This window comes from Clostridium simiarum (genome assembly GCF_018919175.1).
GTDB lineage: Bacteria > Bacillota > Clostridia > Clostridiales > Clostridiaceae > Clostridium_L > Clostridium_L simiarum.
This window is the reverse complement of sequence record NZ_JAHLQL010000004.1, coordinates 1-19,713: the sequence shown is the minus strand read 5'-3', so window position 1 is coordinate 19,713 and position 19,713 is coordinate 1. Positions and strand designations below refer to the sequence as shown.

The window sequence follows — 19,713 nt, the reverse complement described above, 5'->3', positions numbered from 1 at the left end:
AAGGTAACACCTTATCTTGTACCAAAAACTTTATTTATATACTATCATATCCAAAGCATACTGGTGATCCATTATCTTCATCAACCATGATTCTTGCTTCAATATTAAAAACTTCTTTAAGTACAGGCTTTGTAATTATTTCTTCCGGGGTTCCTACAGCAATTATTTTTCCAGCTTTCATTGCAACAATATTATGAGAAAATCTTGCTGCATGATTAATATCATGTAGAACCATAACTACAGTGCACTTTTTCTCTTTATTTAATTCCTCTACAATTTTAAGTACCTCAAGTTGATGGGACATATCAAGATAAGTAGTAGGTTCATCAAGAAGCAAAATATCCGTTTCTTGAGCTAAAGCCATGGCTAACCATACCTTTTGTCTTTGTCCACCAGACAAACAACCTATTTCACGATCTTTAAATGCAGTAATTTTTGTAACATCTATAGCCCAATCTATAATTTCTTTATCTTTTGCTGTCAATTTATTAATCTTCTTGCAATGAGGAAATCTTCCATAAGATATTAATTCCTCAACCTTTAATTCCGGAGGTGCTACTGGATTTTGTGGAAGCAGAGCCAAACTCTTTGCAATATTCTTTGTATGGATTTTAGTAATATTCTCTCCTCTTAAGTAAATAGCTCCCTTACTTGGCTTTATAATACGTCCCATAGTCTTTAATAAAGTAGACTTTCCGCATCCATTAGGTCCTATAATAGTAGTTACTTTTCCTTCTTCTATTTCTAAATCTATATCTTTAAATACTCTAAAATTTTCATAACATGTTTCTAATTTATTAGCTTCTAATATACTCACCTTAATCACCCTCTATACTTTTGCTTTTAATAATAAATATACAAAATAAGGTATACCAATTATTGAAATAACAATACCAACAGACAATTCAGCAGGAGCAAATATTGTTTTCCCGATAAAGTCTGAAACTATAACCAATATCATTCCTATTAATCCAGCTACGGGAATAGATCTTCTATGCTGTATTCCCACTAAACTCCTTGAAATATGAGGTGCAAGCAATCCTACAAATCCAATATTACCAGATACAGAAACACATGCACTAACAATCCCTATGGCTGACAATAATAATATAGCTTTTTCTTTTTCAGTAGATATCCCTAGACTTTTAACTGTATTTTCTTCTAATTGAAAAAGATCTAGAATAAATGCCTTTTTCAAAATAACAGGAAATAAGCAAACTATCCAAGGTATCGTAGCTAAAATATACTTCCAATTAGCATTCCATATACTACCATTAATCCATACTGCAGCCATTTCAAAATCTGAAGCGTTCATTTTTAAGGATATAAATAAGGAAACCGCTCCAAGACCTGAACTTATTGCTATACCCACTAAGATGAGTCTTTGGGTATCTAATCTACCATTTTTCCAAGCAAAGAGATAAATTAATATAGCTGATGTAAGGCCACCTATTAATCCAAACAAAGGCATGGCAAAGATAGATAACCATCCTGTACTAATAAATTTTCCTTGAAAAAAGAACATAAATAGAACAATTGCCATTCCAGCTCCTGCATTTATACCTAAAATCCCAGGATCAGCTAACCCATTTTTTGTTATTCCCTGAATTACTGCTCCTGCAATACCAAAACCGAAACCTACTAAAGCTCCAATTACCACCCTAGGAAGACGAAATTCAAATATAACCAAATCATTATTTGGATCAGGATTTATCCTAAATATTGTACTTATTATATCCTTAATAGAAATATCATAGGTACCATTACTTACACTCACATACATTGCTACTAAAATTATAATAATACTTACTACAACTACGGTACTATATCTCTTTAAAGAATCTTTACGCATTTTTTTGCCCTCCTTTAGTCCTTGCTAAATATAAAAAGAAAGGCACCCCTATAAGTGAAGTTACAACTCCAATGGGTGTTTCAAAAGGATAATTCAAAAATCTGCTCACTATATCACAAACTGCCAAAAATATGCCTCCAGTTACTGCTGAACATGGAATAACCCATCTATAATCACTTCCAATTAAGAATTTAATTGTATGAGGTATTATAAGTCCAATAAAAGCTATCTTACCTGCTAGAGCCACTGATATTCCAGTTAATATAACTACGGTAATCATGGCAATAACTTTTATAAGTACAGTTCTTTGTCCAAGACTAATTGAAATTTCCTCTCCTAAAGATAATATTGTTATAGATTTAGATATTGCCATTGCAGCTATCATTCCTACTATAGCAAAAGGTATTATAATCTTTATTTTATCTGGAGTAATTTGATGAAGCTTAGCATTATACCAAAAACTTATGTTTTGTGAAACTTGAAAATATGTAGATAATGCTGCGGAAATACTATTTAAAAAGGCACCTGTTATTGTACCAATAATAGCAAGACGTACTGGCGTCATACCATTTGGTAGGAGAGATGCTAGTCCAAATATTATCAATGCTCCAACTGCCGAACCTATAAAAGAAAAAAGAATTAAACTAAGAGACGATGTTTCTGGAAAAAATATCATACAAATTGTAACAGCAAAAACCGATCCATCGGAAACTCCCATAATGGAAGGGGATGCAAGGTAGTTCCTTGTTATACCTTGCATTAATGCCCCTGATACTGCTAAAAATGCCCCAATTAAAAGTGAACTTACAACTCTTGGCAAACGAGAATACATTATGATCTGATGATTTACGTTGCCCGAATCAAAGTTTAAGAAAGCATCTCTTATTATGTTTATATCAATATCTTTTGCTCCATATAGGATTGATATAATCACTGTTAATACTATAAGTATTGGTGATATCGATAAAATTAATATTGGCTTCGAAATCTTTTTTGACATAATGTTACGTTCACTCCTAATTATTTAGATAGTTCAGATACAGCCGCCTTTAAGAAGTTTGATTTACTCCAAGCTGTTCCTCCTTGAGCTATTGGATCAACAGTATTTACAAATACTTTTCCATTTTTAACTGCATTAATACTGCTCCATATAGGATTTTTATTTAATTCTTCTAGAGCTTTAGGGTTGTCTTTATTTTCATCTTCAGAAAACTGAACAAAAATATAATCTGGGTTTAACTCTGAGAATTTCTCTAAAGATAGCATTTCTTGAGCTTTTGCAGCTTTTATGGTTTCTGGAACTTCTAGGCCTAATTCATCATAAAGAACTGGGTTAAAGAATACTCCTGCAGGATATATAGCTATATTACCCGCTCTTATTCTTATAGCTACAACCTTTTTATCTTTCATCTTGTCACCAAGCTGTTCCTTGCCTTTTTTTGCCTCCTCTTTATACTTTTGTATAATTTCTTTTGCCTTATCCTCTTTACCACTTATTTCTCCCATAAGCATAAGATTAGCTTCCCAGTCAGTGGATATGTGTGAAACTGGTACAGTATCCTTTACCTTATTTAATTTTTCTAAAGCTTCTGCTGGAAACTTAGTTGATCCTAGTATGATATCTGGTTTTAAGGATAAAATTGTTTCAATGTTTGGTTGAGTTTTTTCTCCTATTGGTTTAGCTTCACTAGTTATGTCTTTAAAAATCTCTGGGAATTTTCCACCTGAAGTCATAGCTCCTACAGGTTTTACTCCTAAAATCAAAGCGTCCTCCATTGATTCCAAAGTTCCTGTTATAACAATCCTTGGATCTTTACTAGGTACTGTATATTCTTTTCCTAAATAACTTACCTTTTTTTCTTTGTTTTCTTGTTGTTCTTGCTTTGGCGCATTGGCTGCTTTGTCCTCAGCATTATTCTTATTGCCGCATCCTACTATTCCAACAGCCATTAATGCTGATAGCGTTAATACTAATAACTTTTTTTTCATTACTATCCCTACTCTCCTTTAATATTTATATATTTCTTCTTCCTACGAATATCTCTTTATGGTGTTATAACTTATCATAAAGAATTTAAAATTTATACACTTGGTTAGATTTAAATCAATTAATATGCTTACACGTTATATTTAAATCAATTTTTCTAAAGTTGTGTTAGATTTAAATCAATTTAAAAACTTAATATAATCTTTGTTTATATATAAACTTTTGTTATCGATAATGGATTTCATTACTGATTATACTTACTGATAGTTATATTTGTCAACCCATTCTTTATTTTCCTTGTAAAATTTATGTTTTTACATATACTTCTTTATATGTACATAAAATTTTATCCGTAAACTGATTAATGTTGCTTTATAATACAAAAATGTCTTATTTTATTAAAAATTTAATGTTAAAACAATAACAAGTACAGGTATTTATTTACTTGCCTAAATTTTACTTAGGTGGTATAATTCACTTTATGTTTAATGTATGATAATTATTATCATTATCACGTATTAAAAATAATCAAAATAATAATTAAGATAATAAATAATTAAACTTGTAGGGGGATTATAGATGAAAAGAATTGCAATATATGGAAAAGGCGGAATAGGCAAATCTACAACAGTATCTAACATTTCTGTTGCACTTTCTTCTATGGGAAAGAGAGTACTGCAAATCGGTTGCGACCCTAAAGCGGATTCAACTAGAAACTTAACTTATGGTAAGCCTATTCCAACTGTACTTGAAACTTTAAGAAATATAGATGATAGCGAATTGACTTTGAAGAATTTAGTAGTGGAAAGTGACAGTGGAGTTCTTTGTGTAGAAGCTGGTGGACCTATGCCAGGAGTGGGATGTGCAGGAAGAGGTATCATAACTGCCTTTGAAAAATTAGAAGAACTTAATGCCTACGAATACTATAAGCCTGATGTAGTTCTTTATGATGTTTTAGGTGACGTAGTTTGTGGTGGTTTTTCTATGCCAATAAGAGGTGGCTATGCTGATGAAGTATGTATTGTCACCTCTGGAGAGATGATGTCGCTTTATGCTGCAAGCAATATTTCCTATGCTGTAAAAAACTTTGGAAAAATGGGCTATGCTTCTTTAAAAGGTCTTATTTTTAACGCTAAAAATTTTGAAGGCGAAAAAGAATTAGTGCAAAAAGCTGCAGAGGAAATTGGAACCGAGATACTTTATAATGTACCTAGAGATCCAGCAGTTCAACAAGCTGAATCTATGGGTATGACTGTTGTACAAGCATTTCCAGATAGTGAAATGGCAAAAGAATACTATAACCTTGCAAATATAGTTTATGGAAGTAAGATTAATGAATAAACTTTTTAAGGTTATTTAAAAGAGGTGGGTTATGGAAATCAATTCTATTTCAAAAGAAAATATAAATAATTTAAGAAAACTTTCAGATATAAAAAAAGATAAAGATATTAAACAAGGTGCCTATGCCATCTATCCCGGTTCTAGGTGCCCTCTTGCATTAGTTAATCATGTTTTTTCAGGAATAAATGGAGTGGCAAAGTTAATAGTAGGTACTGCTGAATGTACCTATTATAATAAAAATATATCCATAAGGTCTAAAGATGAGTTTGAAAGTAATACTACCTGGTCTTATTCTTTAGATCCAAAAGAGGTTATTTTTGGTTGTAGCGATGGGATTATTTCTGCATTACAAGAAATAGACAAAACAGGCGCTGAGGTAATAGTTTTAGTTTCTGCTTGCGTTCCTGAGATGATTGGTGAAGATTTTCAAGGAATAGCACGCAAAGCAAATTCTATTTTAAATGCAAAGGTAATACATATAAATGCTGCTCATTTTAAATGTTATAGTTCCATACCTTCAAAAGAAGCTTCCTTAAGTTCTCTTTGTGATATTATGGAAAAACAAAACGTTGAAAAAGATACTATTAACCTCTTAGGTGAGGGTTCAAATAAACTTCTAAAAAGTGAAGTTATAAGTTTATTAAAAGAGCATAATATAAAAATTAATTGTACAATTCCCCACAATCTAACAGTTGATTCTTTAAGGAAGGCTCCCTCAGCTGCACTTTCTATTGTTACAGATATTGCTGCATTGCCTTTGGCTGAAAGGATTCATGAAAAGTTTGGAACTCCTTATGTTTTATTTCCTCATCTTTTAGACATTGATGAAATAAAAACTGCCTATAAAGAAATAGCTAGTTATTTGGATATATCTATAGAAAAAGAAATAGATGAACTTTATATAAATGCTAAAGAAGGTATAGAGCCTTATAAATCTATTCTTAAAGGAAAGACCTTTGCCAGTGGATATATGTTGTTAGATCCATTTATCCATTCAGCCTTTCTTTCATCTTTGGGAATGAAACCAGTATATATAGAAGCAGAATACTTTTTTGATAAAAATAAGTTATGGAGTGATAAAATACTTTCATTAGATTGTAATCCTTATGTAGGACATACCTTTAATTTTAGTACCATAAATAATGCTTTAAAAGCATTCCCTGTAGACTACTTCTTTGGATATACTCCAATAGAAAAAAGCGAAACATCCGCTATGAAGTGTATAAAATACAAAAATTATGATTCTGAACTTGGATTTGAACAACCTTTAGGTGTTCTTAAAAATATATGCTATATAAATAAATCTTGTAATCATGAAATTAATGGGGAGGTGAATGAATAGTGGCTCTTTATAAATACTATCCTATACCCTCTGATAGAATGGGATCACTTTGGACACTATTACCTATAAAGGATGCTTATATACTAGAATTTGGTACATCCGGAACTACCAGATTTGAATTAAACAGTTTTGCTAGAATGCAGGGAGAACAAAACAGCAAAATATTTGCAACTCACCTAGACGAAACTGATATAGCCTTAGGGGAAATGACTCGTCTTGATAAAGCAATAGATGAAATCATTAAAAAGGATAATCCCCCTGTTATTTTTGTTATGCCCTCTACACTTTCAGCAACTATGGGATCAGATATTGCTATGAATTGTAGAAAATATCAAAAGAAATATAGTGATACACAAATAATACCTATAAAAAATGATGGTTTCCAAGGTAATTGGACCATGGGAGTTCGTGATACACTTGACACCTTAGTAAAAACTATCCCTGTTGATATTAATAAAACAGAAAATTTAACTTTTAACATAATAGGTTCTTGTGCAGATGATTTTAATTATCTTTCAGATGTATATGAAATTAAGAGAATATTAAAGGGATGCTTTAACGCTGATCCAACTTGCATAATGACTTCTGATACTAGTATTTCTGATATAAAATCTATGGGATCCTCTCATATAAATATTGCATTAAGAAATGAAGGTATCAATGCTTGTAAAACCCTCGAAAATCGTTTTGGAACACCTTATGTTTTTGGAAAACCTTACGGTCTTAAAGGAACTTTACAATGGATTGAAAAAATTTCAGAAGCTCTAAAAGTTAAATGTAATGATGAGTTTATAAAATCTGAAGTAAAAGAGTTAGAGCCTACCATAAAGGTTGCCTTAAACTATACTAGCCAATTCAGAAAACCTTCAATTGCTATTGGAGCTCATTTTGATGTAGTAAGTGGAATAATGGATTTTCTAAAGAATGAAGCCGGCTTTAACATATCTCATGCCTGGTGTACTTCTCCTGACATGAAAACAGACAACATTCCCTTTTATAAAGAAAATCAGTGGGAAGAAATAATTAAAAATGGGGATTATCAGATTCTTATGGGTAATGCTGCTACACTTAGTATATCTAAAAATAAATGCAAGAAAATACAAATAGATATCCCAACTTATGAGTTTCACTTTTTAAAATATCCTTATGCTCCTTATGTAGGATTTAGAGGAGCACTAAATCTACTAAATAAATGTCTAAATCCTTAAGGTTATAATTAATCACCCCTTATTAGGTTATATAATTTTAATTTTAAATGGTATAATCTAATAAGGGGTGATTTTATATATGCTTAAAGATGTAAAAGCTGCTATATTTGATATGGATGGTACTTTAATTGATTCCATGTGGGTATGGGGAAAAATAGATGAGGATTATCTGTTAAAAAGAGGTTTAAATATGCCTCATACTTTAAGAGACCATATTGAACATTTGAGTATTTATGATACAGCCATCTATTTTAAAGAAAAATTTAACCTTGAAGATTCTTTAGATGAGATACTTAAAGAATGGCATGATATGGCTATGGCTGAATATAGGGACAATGTATTTTTAAAGCCTGGTGCTGATGATTTTATAAAATCTTTAAAAGACAGGGGCATAAAAATAGCTCTTGCCACTAGTAATTCTGTTCCTCTTTTAGAGATGATACTTAAAAAATATAATATCTATAATTATTTTGATGTAATAACCACTACAGATGAGGTTGAAAGGAATAAAAGTTTTCCTGATGTTTATCTATTAACAGCAGAGAGGCTTAAGGTTTCTCCTGAAGAATGCGTAGTTTTTGAAGATATCCTTCCTGCTATAAAAGGTGCCAAGTCAGCTGGAATGAAGGTAGTTGCTGTTTATGACTCCTTTTCTCACCATAACATGGATGCAATAATTCTAGAATCAGATAAATTTATAAAGGATTATAGTAATTTAAAATAGATAAGTAAAAGTTATGATTTAGAAATATAAAAAAGCTCTTTAGCTAAAATTCTTAAAACCTTCATTAAGGGAAGTCCAAATCATGTGCATCCCAAAAGTTAAACACTAAAAATAAGAAGTGTATAACTATAAAGGAGTCATATCAAAAGACTTCCCTTAAAAATTCTTATATTATTGAAACTATTCTTAAACATATCTAAAAATCCAAGTTTTAAAACCTATGCATTAACTTAATTCTCTATTGTTTTTTAAGTCCTATAAAGCTAGAATGTTGCTCTCTTTTATCTTCTGGAGGTAATTCCATATAATCTCCATAAGTTCTTGTAAGTAATGCATGGGGATTATTAGGTGCCCAGAAACTTTCTCCTTCAAACTCCATAGACTTTAGAGGGAATATCTCTTCTTCTTTAAACTCATTATCAAAGGTAAGATCTACCCCATAATAAAACAATGGAAGCCTTGACTGTTTACTCCACTTTAGAGTAGAATATAAAATTTTTCTTATAAGTTTATACGGTATAATTTTGCCTATAAGTTGTAAAACACATCTAATTATGGATTTTGGATTTATTCCATCTTCAAAACTAATTTTCATTTTCATATTTAATAAAATCTTTGATAGGTTTTTTTGTATTTTCCGTTTTAGCTTTGTATCTGGGACTCTATCTATAGCAAATATATCAATATAAATGCCATTATGATAGTTTTTTTTCTCTTCTCCAGTTTCTAAAAGGATACTATTATTATGTCTTATTTTTAAAGGTATATTGTAAAGGTCATAATTCGGGTCTGTATCTACAGTTTGCATAAAGAATTCTTTTGACAACTCTTCTCTTGCTATTTCTTTAAATATTTCATAGTCATTTCTTGGCATGGCTATGTCTAAATCATCATCCCAAGGTATAAAACCCTTGTGTCTTACTGCCCCTAAAAGGGTACCATCTGTAATGAAATAGGTTAATCCATATTTTTGACATATGCTATGCACTTCTTTTAATATGCTAAGCATTATATCCTGAGCTTCTTCTAAAGAACAGGGAACTACTTGTCCCAACCTGTTATCCTCTTTAAAATTCTTGCACAAATGGTCATCTACATCATCTAAATTGTTTGTTTTATTTTTCATCGACATTACCATCTTCTCCATTACAATTATATAATATTTTTAAAACTTAACCTAAAATGCCCTTAATTATTGATTATCTAATACCTTCATAAATCTTTTGAAGTTTTCCCATGTAGATATCTATATTATAGTTCTCTACTAAATATTTATATGCATTTTCTGCTAAAGCTACTCTATTATCCTCTGAAGAATGTACCTTAATCATAGCTTCATAAAGATTAGCTTCATCTCTCTCTTTTAATATTATACCATTAAATCCGTCCTTAATGAGAGTTTTAACTCCAGCTACTGGAGTTGAAATCACCGGTACTCTCATTGCCATTGCTTCTAATACTGCCATAGGTAGCCCTTCTAGTTTTGAAGGAAGTATAAAACAGTCAAATAAATTTAAGTAGCTATATACATCCTTTTGGTATCCTTCAAAAAGCACCTTATGATCTAATCCATAGTTTTTTACCATAGACTCTAATTTTTCTCTTTCTGGTCCGTCCCCTACTATTACTAATAGACTTTCTGGTATGTCTTTAGATATCTTATTAAAAGTATCTATTAAAAGATCCGCTCCTTTTATATCTAAAAGTCTACCTAAGAATCCAAAGACAAAGGCATTTTCTTTAATATTAAGCCTACTTCTCATCTCTTTCTTAGGTAATATAACTTTTTCTTTAAGTTCATTAAAGTTAAAGGAATTATTTAAAACCTTCATGTTATCTTCTGAAACAGCCTTATTATAATTCAAATAATGTTCTTTAACCATATGAGAGCAAGCTATTGAAAGTTTATATTTTTTTCTATAAAATCTATCTATATATTTTAAAGGCGATGCTCCTTGAAGCCAAGGGTAAGAGCTATGCAAGTGAGATATTACTGGAATGCCTAACCCCTTGGAGGCTATATACGCTCCAATAGATGCTTTTACATCATGCCCATGCAAAATATCTACAGGGTTTTCTTTTAGATAGGATCTAAACTTTTTTATCTCTCCAGGTTTTAAAGAACTAAGATCTGCTACATAAGTTTTAATACCTGATTTTTCATATAAATCTTTAAGTTCTCCCCCTGCACATAAAGCTAAAGCTTCAAACCTATCTTTGTCTAGATTGTTTTCAATATCTAAAACAACTTTTTCAGCTCCACTTAACTTATCTGTGGTAACCACCTGCATGACCTTAATCTTATTCATAGCTATCCTCACTCTCTAATTAATGTATATGCCTTTTAGATGCTTATAATCATTATAAGCATCTAAAAAGTTCATTCTAAGTTTTCCATTATTCTTTAATTATGATTTCTAAGTTATGTGGTATTCTATCTTTTTCTTCTGGAAGCTTCATATAATCACCGAAAAGCTTTGTAAGATAAGCGTCATAATTTCCTGGAACATAAAAACTACCGTCCTCAAATGAAAGTTCCTTTAAAGGAAACACACTATTCTTTTCAATAGAAAAATTCCAAAACACAGTATCTATACCATACCCAAGAATTTCACTATCTTTAGCTCCATATTTACCAACATACTTATCCCTTAGGGCGTATATTTTATTGAATATTTTTCTTTTACTCATAAATGTAAATGGAAATAAAATTACTTTAGTAAAGAACTTTAATGTATTCTTTATCAAAATCTTTTTATTTGTGACTTTCTCAAAGGGTTCCTTTACAAGAATTAGAGTTCTATATATAAATTTAAACCTCTTCTTTGAATTTATATATCCTTCTACATCCCTGTAATAGTCAAAAGGAAATATATCTATGAATAGGCCATTATGATAATTACCTATTTTGTACTCTACAATTTCACTATTATTATGTCTTACCTTCATCCAGGGCATATCATATTCTAAATCTGTATAGCTCGTTTGTAAGAATAGATTATCTGGAAGTTCTTTTTTAGCTATAGAAATAAACTTTTCATAATCTTCTCTTGGCATTGCAATATCTACATCATCATCCCAAGGTATAAAGCCTTTATGTCTTACAGCACCTAAAAGAGTACCGCCCTCAAGCCAATAGGTCAAATTGTTTTTCCTACATATAGTATCTACCGCCTTTAAGATATCTAGCATTATATTTTGAGCTTTACCTAAATTTCCTTCTACGCAAGGCTTATTTGTAATATCCATATCCTATACACCCCATAATTTTTAATAGAACCCCTCATTAAGTTTCTCCTCTTCTTCTTTAGTAAGCACGGACTTTATTCTAATATTATGTTGCACTCTTTTATGTTCTGGAGGCATGTCCATATAATCACTACCAAAAAGAGAAGTTAATACAGCATGATAATCATTAGGTACACAAAACTCTCCATCTTCAAATTTTATTCTCTTAACAGGAAAAATATCTTCAAATCTAAATATATTTTCCCAATTTAAAACATCTGTAGCATAACCATAGTTAGTTTTAGGATTTTTTTTCATAGATTCAATTCTTTTTTCCCTAGATTTCAGGTTCATATTATATATTTTGTTATAATCAAATATAGCAAATATGAAAAACACTATTTTAAAAATAAGTCTTATTACATTTTTTATAAAATTACTACCTTTAAAAAAGGGCTTTTTAAGCGGCGCATTTATAGCTTGTACTCTTATATAAAAGAATTTATGTATCTTTTCATATAGGTTTCTTTTGAAAAAGTTATCAGAGTAAACATCCATGGGAAATATGTCCATATATAGCCCTTGATGATACTTAGCATCCTCTGATAAAATTATCATACTTTTTCTGTCCTTAATTTGAGTCCAAGTATTTCCTGCAAACTCTGTACTCTGTAGGTTTTGTGCAAATAAGTCTTCTGGAAGCTCATCCTTTGCAATAGCTAAGAATTTTTCATAATCCTCTCTAGGCATGCTTATATCAAGGTCATCATCCCAAGGTATAAATCCACCATGCCTTACCGCCCCAAGAAGGGTTCCCCCTTCTAACCAATAAGTTAATGAGTGTTTTGTGCAAATGTGATCTACAACCTTTAATATTCTAAGAATAATAAGCTGGCATTGTCTAAGCTCCTCTAGGTCTAAATTATCTAATCTATGATCTGGAAACAATTCACTATAATTTTCCTTCATAACCTCACCCCATTATATTACTACTTAATACTATAGCTTTAAAATTTCATAAAAACCTCATGATAGTTATCTTTTACTTTATCCCAGTCAAATAACTCCACAGCTTTTTTATAACCTTTTTCATTTATACTATTTTTATTTAAGATCTCCAACATAAGAGTAGCTAAATCATCCTCTTTATAGTTATACATACATACTTCTTCTTCATTAAAATACTTTGCAATAGGTAATAAAGAAGATATTATTACAGGCTTTTTATGTAATAGTGATTCCACTATGGACATTCCAAAGGTTTCAAATTTACTTATTTGAATAAAAATATCCATCTCTGAATATATATTGTTCATCATATTAGTGTCTACATATCCAATAAATCTTATATTTTTATATTCTTTATATTTATTTATTATCTCTTTTGCGTAATCTGTGTCATTTTCTCCTGCTACTAGAAGATAAGATTTTTCATAGAGGCTTTTATTTTTTACAAAGTTCTCTAATATAACCTCAATATTTTTTATCTTTCTTACTCCTACAGTGAAGAGAATCTTTTTATCTTCTTCAAGGTGATAAGTGTTTTTTATATCTATCTTTTCTTTTATAGGTATTATGCTTACTCCATTATTTATAACTTCTATCTTCTCTTTTGATAAAGCAGGATAGTATTTTAATATCTCTGACTTTAAATCCTCTGATACTGCAACTATCTTATGGGCTCTCTTTAATAGAAGATCTTCGCATAATACGTGATGGGCTTTAAAAGATCCATTTATAACTCTTTCCTTCTTTACTAGACCATGCACTGTATAAACTATTTTAAGCTTATGTTTTGCGCTTAAATACACAGCATACAATGCCAAAGAAGAATAATATCTAGCAATATATAAAACCTTAATATTATTTTCTTTTATATATGAAGATAAGTGTTTCATGTCCCCTCTTGCTTCTCTTTTATTTATCACTTCAAAATCCACTCTATTTTCCTTAGTGTCTTCTAAGCATAATCCATAAAAATAAAAGTTATCTTCATTTTTTGTAAGTCTGTTGTATAAAATATTACCTATCTTTTGAGGACCGGAAGTTATGTCTTCTTCATTTTGCCATCTAACCCCTACAAAAAGCACATTCATTACTATCTCACCTCTGTTTCTTTTTTAAAAGGGCACTGCCATAACCTAATACCATATTAGCTATTATGGGCATAAATCCAATTTCTCCTATATATACTTCTTCCATTTGCATATACATAAATATTACTGCTAAAAGTATTATTACTATGGAAGACTCTATATCTATTTCTCTTCTTTTCATCATATTAATAAACAAAGTTAGTGGTATTGCAAAATATAGAGCTAAAAACAATACCAATCCGAACATACCGTTAGAAGCAAAATATCTTACTAAGGTATTATGATAGCTTATTCTATCTACCCCTTTACTTCTTTCGCTTATAACATTCACTACATCTATTTTATCTATTATATTGTATTTTAATCCATCTCCCAATAATATATACTCATCATAATCTCTTGCTACAGCTTTCCATATAAGATCTCTGTAGTTTAAACCCTTACTATTTTTCTCTTTTAAAAGTTCATCTGCAGTTCTTGACTCAGTAGAAGGTGTTGTTTTAAACAACTTATTTATATACCCTCTATATTGAGGCATTTTTATAATTGAGAACATTATAACATTACAAACTAAAAATACAATAACATTTCTCGTTGAAAATATGTTTTTTAGTAAGTTTTTATTTTTTATACCTAAAATAATTAATGTAAATATAAAATAACCAAATAAAGATACAATACTTGTTCTTGCTACAGTTAAGTATAACATATATCCTTGAAACACTAAGCCGAACAATATATATTTATTCTTATTATTATTTAGGTTGTTTATAAATAAGGTTGCTCCACATATAATTGAAATAAATAAGTAAGTCCCAAATCCATTAACATTTCCATACATGGCCGCAGGATTGTAAGGATACCAATCTGTTATTATTACACCAAATATCTTGTTAGATAGGGTAGTAAATTGATATAATCCCACAATTGAATTAAATATCCCTAAAATAAATATGTATTTGGACACATTAAGTATCAGTTGCCTTTTTTCTTCTTTACTTATGTTTTGAATATATATTTGCGTAAGAACTATATAAAAACCAAGCATAAACCAAATCTTAAATACATAAAGTAAAGTGTTTCTGCTTTGATAATTATACAAATAACTTATAGTAAGCCATAAGCCATAACCCCCTATAAGAAGATTATATTTATTAGTTACTATGTCTTTAATTTTTATATTGTCTTTGTAATTCCATAGTATAAAAAAAGCATAAGTAAACGATAATATGAAAAACCCTGCCCAAAACATCTTCATACCTATGTAATCAAGGGAATACCATCCTGTTGTGGACACAAATACTATTATTATAGGAATAATTATATTAATGTATTTACTTTTATTCTGCTGAACCAATTTAGCACCTCCTGATAATACGAAAATAATCACCTTAAAATTTATAATCTTATCACAATATTCAAGTTTACGCAACACATAAAGTATATAAAGAATTAAAATCACTGTCAAGTTAACAAAGTCTTAATTTTCTCTAACCCTTGCCACTACTAATATTACTCGATACTCTCTATAAACTACTCCTAAAAATCATTCTACTTTGTCTACGTGAATATCCTAAGCATTAAGTAAAAAAATGCTTATTTTTACCTAATTGTTACGATTTTGTAATTCCTATTTGTGTTTTTTCGTATTATAATGTAGTTAGGCGTTGTTGGGTTTTTAATGACATTTGTTCTATTAAAAATACTTTAATTTATTGCGGGGTGGTATGGTGAAAATTTCATTAAATCAAAATTCTTCGTCGAAATCTTTTAAGTGGAAGATACCTTTATTGGTATGTTTAATTTTAGCTTTTAGTTCTGTTATGGTCTTTGCCTTCTATCAAAAATTTACTGATGATATACCTGTTTTAATGTATCATTCTGTAAAAGAAAAGAAGACCTCAGAAGTAGTATTGACAAAAAAGACCTTTGATAAACAACTTAAGTATCTAAAAACTAATGGTTTTAAAACCTTAACTCTAGATGAGTTATATGATTATATTAAAAATGGTAAGGAGATTCCTAGAAAAAGTGTAGTCTTAACCTTTGATGATGGGTACAAAGATAATTATGAAATAGTATATCCTTTATTGAAACAATATGGTTTTAAAGCTACTATATTTGTTCAAACAAATAAAATAGATAAAGACAAGCATTTTTTGACTACTGAACAAATAAAGGAATTAGCTAAAAGTGGAATAGAGATCGGATCTCATACAGTAAGTCATCAAGATCTTGCCACTCTATCTTATGAAGATCAATACAAGGAGCTAGCTGACTCAAAGGCTACTTTAGAGAAGATAATAGATAAACCAGTGAAGTACTTAGCTTATCCTTATGGTTCCTGTAATGAAGACTCTAAAAAGATATCTAAAGAACTTGGTTACCTAGGTGCTATAGGAATATTAGACAAGTACACTAATAAAGAAAGTGATGGTTTTGAAATCAGTAGAAGAGCTGTCATAGAGGATATGGACAACTTCCTTGGAAAAGTAGAAAAAAATAATTACTATATGACAAAATATAAAGTAAGAAAACTTTTTAGAATTATAAAATCCAAATTATAGTGTAATAACCTTTAATAAACACTTGAATTTTACATAATTTAATTCTTATTTTATTAGATTAAAAGTTCCTCTTCATGATAAAGAGGAACTTTTTTAATTTAATTATTGTATATAGTTTTCTTCTATACTTACCCTTCAATTATTGTAGATAATTCTAAGGTATAGTTAACTTTTAATTATTCTACATATTCTACGTTGTATTTAACTTTTAACTCTTCTGTCATATCCATGTAATGCTTATTTTGTTTTTCTTGAATAAGATTATTTCTTATCATATCTTTAACTTCTTCTAAATCTTTAACCTTAGGCTCTGTTTTTTCTTCAACCTTTATAAGATGATATCCAAACTGAGTTTGTACTGGCTCACTAATCTCTCCAATGTTTAATTTAAAAGCAGCTTCTTCAAATTCTGGAACCATTCTTCCTCTAGTAAAGTTACCAAGATCCCCTCCATTTTCTTTAGATGGGCAGGATGAATACTTCTGTGCAGCTTCTTCAAAGCTTAAGCCTTCCTTTATTTCCTTATTTATATCCTTAGCTTTATCAAAGGACTCAACCAATATATGCTTTGCTCTTACAGATTCTTCTTCTTTAAAGTTATCTTTGTTTTCAGCATAGAATAATGAAATCTCTTCTTCTGTAACTGTTACGTCAGATAATACCTTTCCTATAGTAAACTGAGTTAATAACTCTTTTTTCATCTTTTCAACATGGGATAAAAATTCCTCATCATTATCAAAGCCTGATTGCTTTCCATAGTTATACATAAGTTCGAAAGAAATTATTTGTTCTAAAAGCTGTTTTCTTCCAAGATCTGAATCTATATATGATTGTCTTTCTTGTGGAAATCTCTTAATTGTTTCCTCTAAATCATTTTGAGTAATATTAACGTTACCAACCTTAGCTAAAACTTTATTTTCCATAAAAATTCTCCTTAAAATAAGATTATTTCGCGTCTTCACCTTGCGATACTACTATAGTAACATAAATATCATAGATATTTAAAGAACAAATACTAAAGAATATAGAAAAGATTTAGTTGTATTAAATTTAAAAGTACTAAATATACTTGCAATTGAATAATAATTATTATATGATAATAATATAATATACTTTAAGAGGTGGTAATATGATAGAAACTACAGTAAAGGTAGGAGAATTAGCTCCTGATTTTGAGCTTATAGGTTCAGATGAGAAAAAACATAGTTTAAAAGAGTATGAAGGTAAAAATATAGTATTATTCTTTTACCCTAAAGACAACACCCCTGGATGTACTATAGAAGCAGGAGATTTTAGAGATAAAGTAGAAGCTTTTAAAGATTTAAATACAGTTATACTAGGAATAAGTAGGGACTCCTTAAAGAGCCATGATAAGTTTATAACTAAACTTTCTCTATCCTACGTGCTTTTAAGTGATGAAAGTGAGGAAGTATGTAACCTTTATGGCGTATTAAAGGATAAAAATATGTTTGGTAAAAAGGTAAAGGGCATTGAAAGAAGTACTTTCATTATTGATAAAAATGGCCTTTTAATTAAGGAATATAGGAAAGTTAAAGTTAATGGGCATGCAGATGAAGTAGAGGAATTCTTAAAAACTATAAATAAATAGATTTCTAAGCTTTAGAGGGTGTTTTTACTCTCACTAAAGCTAGAAATCCTTATACAGTGACTTAGCCCTCTTTATTCCCCCTTTGAAGAAAATGGAGTATTAGAGCTGGTAGTCATCGGATAAATAAGATTTTTCATTACAAAAGGTTACTAAATCTTCAACTATAATTGGAGATTCAGTAACCTTTTATCTATGCTATTTATAATAGTATTTATTGCTTCAGGTGTACTAAAAGAGTGCTCTTTAGTAAGCGATTCACACAAGATTATAGATCTTGGTTCTCTGCTTAAACGATTACCATCAAACTGTAGATTTAGGATGCCTCTTAGTACTATTTTATGTTTAATCATATCCACAATCAAAATTCATATAAAATGAGCCAGAAGGTCATAATAAATCTATAGCAGCCTAAGGCATTTTATATAAATGTTATAGATTTTATGTATGAGCAAGTACAATTAGTCCATAAAATTTTTACTCTAAGATAAGAGGTGATAAAATGGCAGGAATATATGCGGATTTTGATGAATCAATACCTAGATACGGTTGTACACATTGTAGTAATTGTAATAGCCTTTTTGGTGCTAGTCTATGTAAGGTAAAAAATAGAGGTTGTTGCTTTTATTTTCCTAAATTTACTTTGGTAGACATACACAATATGTGTCAAAGCATGGAAGGATTGCAAGTTCTTTTTAAAATTATAATAAATCCCGGTACTGAAATATATCGCTATTACATACATGCAAAAGGTTACTTTGATGAAAAAGGTTATAATAAATATATTTGTGAAAAACATTATACCATTGATGGATATGTGAACTCTTGCTTTATCAATTATATGAATGAATTATCCTCAGTGGAAAGACTTCACGAAATTCAGGATCAAACCATATTTTTTAGATCCTGTGCTTTTGTTAAAGAAGGTTATGGTTGTACAATACCATCTAAATATAGAACTTATATATGTAACTTATTTTTATGTTCAGAAGTAGTAGATTCTATAAAACACTTCAAATCCTATGAAAATTATATAAAAGAAAGAGATAGCTATATGAGATGGTTAAATTGGGAAAATGAGAATCTTAAACATCTTCTAAGGGACAATTCTTTAAACTTAATAGATAATTTAGACCATATAATTAAATTATTCCATGAGCTTCCTTTAGAAGTTTACGAATTTCCTAAACTAGAACCTATTGAGAGTGAAGAGAACCTTTCCCCAAATATTTAATCATAATATTATGTTTTATAATCATGGTATAATTTTAATTAATAGCAAAAAGTCCTAGCAAAAATGCTAGGACTTTTTAACTGGTGGCTGGACCAGGAATCGAACCAGGGACACGAGGATTTTCAGTCCTCTGCTCTACCGACTGAGCTATCCAGCCAAGTTTTAACCTGGCGACGACTTACTCTCCCACAAGGCCTCCCTTGCAGTACCATCAGCGCTTTAGTGCTTAACCATCGTGTTCGGAATGGGAACGGGTGTTACCACTAAGCCATAATCACCAGATGCGACTTTACAGAAATCTTTGATTTCGTTTTAAAGTCGTACTTCGTAGCGTTAGCTAGGAAGTTTCCTTCACCACTTAATCTTGGTTTTTGTTATAATCGCTATACAAATCTATAAGAAATTTGTATTCAATATTCAATTGAAAGAATTATTCTTTCAAAACTGCATATGGTTTAAAAATTTGGTCAAGCCCTCGACCTATTAGTATCAGTCAGCTAAATACATTGCTGCACTTACACCTCTGAC

At 30.1% G+C, this 19,713-nt stretch carries 18 protein-coding genes, 1 tRNA gene and 1 rRNA gene; 7 read left to right on the top strand and 13 right to left on the bottom strand.

Annotated features, from left to right (window positions below):
• Nucleotides 1-34: 34 nt before the first annotated feature.
• From KQI89_RS11765 to KQI89_RS11750, 4 genes are read right to left on the bottom strand one after another with little or no spacing between them, the layout of a single operon-like run.
• Complete coding sequence (locus KQI89_RS11765; RefSeq protein WP_216457222.1) at nucleotides 35-817, bottom strand: ABC transporter ATP-binding protein; 783 nt, start codon at nucleotides 815-817, stop codon at nucleotides 35-37.
• Between the two features lie 12 nt (nucleotides 818-829).
• Nucleotides 830-1,852, bottom strand: coding sequence for a FecCD family ABC transporter permease (locus KQI89_RS11760; RefSeq protein ID WP_216457221.1), 1,023 nt, complete (start codon nucleotides 1,850-1,852; stop codon nucleotides 830-832).
• Nucleotides 1,845-2,852: a FecCD family ABC transporter permease gene (locus tag KQI89_RS11755; RefSeq protein WP_032122687.1), complete on the bottom strand. Its 1,008-nt coding sequence runs from the start codon at nucleotides 2,850-2,852 to the stop codon at nucleotides 1,845-1,847. Before KQI89_RS11755 ends, KQI89_RS11760 begins: the two co-directional genes overlap by 8 nt.
• A gap of 20 nt (nucleotides 2,853-2,872) precedes the next feature.
• On the bottom strand, nucleotides 2,873-3,841 hold the full coding sequence (locus tag KQI89_RS11750; RefSeq protein WP_216457220.1) for an ABC transporter substrate-binding protein: 969 nt from the start codon (nucleotides 3,839-3,841) through the stop codon (nucleotides 2,873-2,875).
• A gap of 577 nt (nucleotides 3,842-4,418) precedes the next feature.
• Between KQI89_RS11750 and KQI89_RS11745 the strand changes: the two genes are divergently transcribed.
• The 4 genes from KQI89_RS11745 (at nucleotide 4,419) to KQI89_RS11730 (ending at nucleotide 8,454) form a co-directional block, all read left to right on the top strand.
• On the top strand, nucleotides 4,419-5,180 hold the full coding sequence (locus KQI89_RS11745; RefSeq protein WP_032122689.1) for a nucleotide-binding protein: 762 nt from the start codon (nucleotides 4,419-4,421) through the stop codon (nucleotides 5,178-5,180).
• A 31-nt stretch (nucleotides 5,181-5,211) separates the two neighbouring features.
• Nucleotides 5,212-6,522: a nitrogenase component 1 gene (locus KQI89_RS11740; RefSeq protein ID WP_216457219.1), complete on the top strand. Its 1,311-nt coding sequence runs from the start codon at nucleotides 5,212-5,214 to the stop codon at nucleotides 6,520-6,522.
• Complete coding sequence (locus KQI89_RS11735) at nucleotides 6,522-7,730, top strand: nitrogenase component 1 (protein WP_216457218.1); 1,209 nt, start codon at nucleotides 6,522-6,524, stop codon at nucleotides 7,728-7,730. The genes KQI89_RS11740 and KQI89_RS11735 overlap by 1 nt, the downstream gene beginning before the upstream one ends.
• Before the next feature lie 79 nt (nucleotides 7,731-7,809).
• Entirely contained in the window at nucleotides 7,810-8,454 is a 645-nt protein-coding gene (locus KQI89_RS11730) for an HAD family hydrolase (RefSeq protein WP_216457217.1), read from the top strand.
• A gap of 238 nt (nucleotides 8,455-8,692) precedes the next feature.
• Here KQI89_RS11730 and KQI89_RS11725 read toward each other — a convergent pair whose 3' ends face one another.
• From KQI89_RS11725 to KQI89_RS11700, 6 genes are all read right to left on the bottom strand, one after another.
• Nucleotides 8,693-9,586, bottom strand: coding sequence for a LicD family protein (locus KQI89_RS11725; protein ID WP_216457216.1), 894 nt, complete (start codon nucleotides 9,584-9,586; stop codon nucleotides 8,693-8,695).
• Between the two features lie 67 nt (nucleotides 9,587-9,653).
• Nucleotides 9,654-10,763 (bottom strand): glycosyltransferase, encoded by a 1,110-nt coding sequence (locus KQI89_RS11720; RefSeq protein WP_216457215.1) that lies wholly within the window; start codon nucleotides 10,761-10,763, stop codon nucleotides 9,654-9,656.
• 88 nt (nucleotides 10,764-10,851) lie between these two features.
• Entirely contained in the window at nucleotides 10,852-11,703 is an 852-nt protein-coding gene (locus KQI89_RS11715) for a LicD family protein (protein ID WP_216457214.1), read from the bottom strand.
• Between the two features lie 21 nt (nucleotides 11,704-11,724).
• The gene (locus tag KQI89_RS11710; RefSeq protein WP_032122695.1) at nucleotides 11,725-12,651 is read right to left on the bottom strand and encodes a LicD family protein; all 927 of its coding nucleotides are present in this window, start codon (nucleotides 12,649-12,651) and stop codon (nucleotides 11,725-11,727) included.
• Nucleotides 12,652-12,689: 38 nt separating this feature from the next.
• Complete coding sequence (locus KQI89_RS11705; RefSeq protein ID WP_216457213.1) at nucleotides 12,690-13,778, bottom strand: glycosyltransferase family 4 protein; 1,089 nt, start codon at nucleotides 13,776-13,778, stop codon at nucleotides 12,690-12,692.
• Between the two features lie 7 nt (nucleotides 13,779-13,785).
• Nucleotides 13,786-15,135, bottom strand: a complete 1,350-nt coding sequence (locus KQI89_RS11700; RefSeq protein WP_216457212.1) for an O-antigen ligase family protein — start codon at nucleotides 15,133-15,135, stop codon at nucleotides 13,786-13,788.
• Nucleotides 15,136-15,508: 373 nt separating this feature from the next.
• Here KQI89_RS11700 and KQI89_RS11695 point away from each other — a divergent pair, with 373 nt between their 5' ends.
• Nucleotides 15,509-16,345, top strand: a complete 837-nt coding sequence (locus KQI89_RS11695) for a polysaccharide deacetylase family protein (RefSeq protein WP_216457211.1) — start codon at nucleotides 15,509-15,511, stop codon at nucleotides 16,343-16,345.
• Nucleotides 16,346-16,521: 176 nt separating this feature from the next.
• Here the strand turns inward: KQI89_RS11695 and KQI89_RS11690 are convergent, their stop codons facing one another.
• Entirely contained in the window at nucleotides 16,522-17,268 is a 747-nt protein-coding gene (locus tag KQI89_RS11690) for a peptidylprolyl isomerase (RefSeq protein WP_032122698.1), read from the bottom strand.
• Nucleotides 17,269-17,474: 206 nt separating this feature from the next.
• Here KQI89_RS11690 and KQI89_RS11685 point away from each other — a divergent pair, with 206 nt between their 5' ends.
• Together KQI89_RS11685 and KQI89_RS11680 are read left to right on the top strand one after the other, a co-directional pair.
• Nucleotides 17,475-17,954 carry a peroxiredoxin gene (locus tag KQI89_RS11685; protein WP_216457210.1) on the top strand — a complete coding sequence of 160 codons (480 nt, stop codon included), beginning with the start codon at nucleotides 17,475-17,477 and terminating at the stop codon, nucleotides 17,952-17,954.
• Between the two features lie 499 nt (nucleotides 17,955-18,453).
• A complete protein-coding gene (locus KQI89_RS11680; protein ID WP_216457209.1) occupies nucleotides 18,454-19,185 on the top strand; it encodes a hypothetical protein in 732 nt (243 codons plus the stop codon).
• Nucleotides 19,186-19,266: 81 nt separating this feature from the next.
• On the opposite strand, the gene KQI89_RS11675 is transcribed toward KQI89_RS11680, so the two are convergent.
• Together KQI89_RS11675 and rrf are read right to left on the bottom strand one after the other, a co-directional pair.
• A tRNA-Phe gene (locus KQI89_RS11675) sits at nucleotides 19,267-19,342 on the bottom strand.
• Between the two features lie 8 nt (nucleotides 19,343-19,350).
• Nucleotides 19,351-19,467: ribosomal RNA gene (gene rrf, locus KQI89_RS11670) — 5S ribosomal RNA — on the bottom strand.
• Nucleotides 19,468-19,713 lie beyond the last annotated feature (246 nt).

What these genes read in the sequence shown, in the direction of transcription:
- KQI89_RS11705 (WP_216457213.1), bottom strand. Translation starts at nt 13,778, where the DNA reads ATGAATGTGCTTTTTGTAGGGGTTAGATGGCAAAATGAAGAAGACATA.
- KQI89_RS11745 (WP_032122689.1), top strand. Translation starts at nt 4,419, where the DNA reads ATGAAAAGAATTGCAATATATGGAAAAGGCGGAATAGGCAAATCTACA.
- KQI89_RS11710 (WP_032122695.1), bottom strand. Translation starts at nt 12,651, where the DNA reads ATGAAGGAAAATTATAGTGAATTGTTTCCAGATCATAGATTAGATAAT.
- KQI89_RS11755 (WP_032122687.1), bottom strand. Translation starts at nt 2,852, where the DNA reads ATGTCAAAAAAGATTTCGAAGCCAATATTAATTTTATCGATATCACCA.
- KQI89_RS11750 (WP_216457220.1), bottom strand. Translation starts at nt 3,841, where the DNA reads ATGAAAAAAAAGTTATTAGTATTAACGCTATCAGCATTAATGGCTGTT.
- KQI89_RS11720 (WP_216457215.1), bottom strand. Translation starts at nt 10,763, where the DNA reads ATGAATAAGATTAAGGTCATGCAGGTGGTTACCACAGATAAGTTAAGT.
- KQI89_RS11715 (WP_216457214.1), bottom strand. Translation starts at nt 11,703, where the DNA reads ATGGATATTACAAATAAGCCTTGCGTAGAAGGAAATTTAGGTAAAGCT.
- KQI89_RS11760 (WP_216457221.1), bottom strand. Translation starts at nt 1,852, where the DNA reads ATGCGTAAAGATTCTTTAAAGAGATATAGTACCGTAGTTGTAGTAAGT.
- KQI89_RS11680 (WP_216457209.1), top strand. Translation starts at nt 18,454, where the DNA reads ATGGCAGGAATATATGCGGATTTTGATGAATCAATACCTAGATACGGT.
- KQI89_RS11685 (WP_216457210.1), top strand. Translation starts at nt 17,475, where the DNA reads ATGATAGAAACTACAGTAAAGGTAGGAGAATTAGCTCCTGATTTTGAG.
- KQI89_RS11725 (WP_216457216.1), bottom strand. Translation starts at nt 9,586, where the DNA reads ATGTCGATGAAAAATAAAACAAACAATTTAGATGATGTAGATGACCAT.
- KQI89_RS11730 (WP_216457217.1), top strand. Translation starts at nt 7,810, where the DNA reads ATGCTTAAAGATGTAAAAGCTGCTATATTTGATATGGATGGTACTTTA.
- KQI89_RS11690 (WP_032122698.1), bottom strand. Translation starts at nt 17,268, where the DNA reads ATGGAAAATAAAGTTTTAGCTAAGGTTGGTAACGTTAATATTACTCAA.
- KQI89_RS11740 (WP_216457219.1), top strand. Translation starts at nt 5,212, where the DNA reads ATGGAAATCAATTCTATTTCAAAAGAAAATATAAATAATTTAAGAAAA.